This window comes from Glycomyces sp. NPDC021274 (assembly GCF_040641195.1).
GTDB lineage: Bacteria > Actinomycetota > Actinomycetes > Mycobacteriales > Micromonosporaceae > Glycomyces.
Genome location: NZ_JBFADC010000072.1, coordinates 1 through 1,331 on the forward strand (window position 1 = coordinate 1; position 1,331 = coordinate 1,331).

A 1,331-nucleotide genomic window follows, 5' to 3' on the forward strand; every position below is an offset into this window, starting at 1 on the left:
CCCGGCCCGGTGTGGAGTGCACCAGCGCGAGCCTGATGATCGCGCCGCTGCTGCGCAGCACCGCCGTGCCGACCGGATGGCGCTCGTCCTGATAACTGTCCAGCAGGTGGTCGGGGGAGTGGCCCTTCACCACCGCCGCCAACTTCCAGCTGAGGTTGGCCGCGTCCTGGAGGCCCACGTTCATCCCTTGGCCGCCGGCCGGGGAGTGGATGTGCGCGGCGTCCCCGGCGAGGAAGACCCGGCCGACGCGGTAGGCGGGCGCCTGCCGCTCGTCGCTGCGGAACCGCGAGATCCAGCGGGCGTCCTGCATGCCGTAGTCGGTGCCGAAGGCGAGCCGGGTGACCTCGCGGACCTCGTCGAGATCGGCGGGGGCGTCGTCGTCGGCCTGGGCCCGGCGGTTCCACCCGATGACGCGGTACCAGCCGTCGCCGAACGAGCCGATCAGGGCGAAGGCGTCAGGGGCGGCGTTGATCATGAAGGGGGAGTCGGGGGGCGAGGCCAGCCGGACGTCGGCGAGGACGACGGAGCGGATGACCGCCTTGCCGGGGAAGGGCAGGCCGACCGCCTCGCGGACCGCACTGCGGGCGCCGTCGGTGCCGACCACATAGCCGGTGCGGAGGCTCCCGACGCCCTCGGCCGGCTCCTCGACCGCCTCCCCTGTCGTACGGAAGTGCACCGTCACACCGTCCGCGTCCTGGTCGAGCCCCAGCACCTCGGCCCCGTGCCGGAAGGTGACGCCGGCCTGCCGGGCGCGCCGCAACAGCAGCCGCTCGACCTCGTACTGCGGGGTGATCAGGACGAAGGGGAAGCGGGTGGGGAGCCGGGAGGCGGGGAGCATCGCCTTGCCGAATACCTGGAAACCGGGGAGCCGGTGGCCCCCGGCGATCAGTTCGTCGGCGAGGCCGCGGGCGTCCAACTGCTCCAGTGAACGGGCGTGCACGGCGAGGGCCCGGCTGAGATTGCTGGTGGTGCCGTCGCGGCGCTCCAGGAGCGTGACGGTGAGACCGGCCTCGGCGAGATCGCCGGCGAGCAGCAGACCGGTCGGGCCGGCGCCGACGACGATCACATCCGCGTCCCGGTCGGGACGGGCGCCGCCGTCGGTGTCGCTGCGGGTGACTCCTGGCTTGCGATTGAGGGCATTCATGATTGCCGCCTCCTGCCAACGCATGTTGGTCAACGCTTGTTGGCAAGCGTACGACTCGCGCGACTCGCGTGTCAACGCTCGTTGGCCTACATTTGTTGGCATGGTCGAACGTGATCCCTCCACCACCCCCTCCGCCACCCCCACCCCCGGGCCCGACCCAGGGGCGTAAGCCCCCCCCCCCGGCCCC

General features: G+C 72.4%; 1 protein-coding gene. It reads right to left on the reverse strand.

Going from position 1 to position 1,331, the window contains the following annotated elements:
• A partial coding sequence (locus tag AB0I03_RS26655; protein ID WP_360417373.1) for an FAD-dependent oxidoreductase occupies positions 1-1,144 on the reverse strand: 1,144 nt, incomplete at its 3' end.
• Positions 1,145-1,331 lie beyond the last annotated feature (187 nt).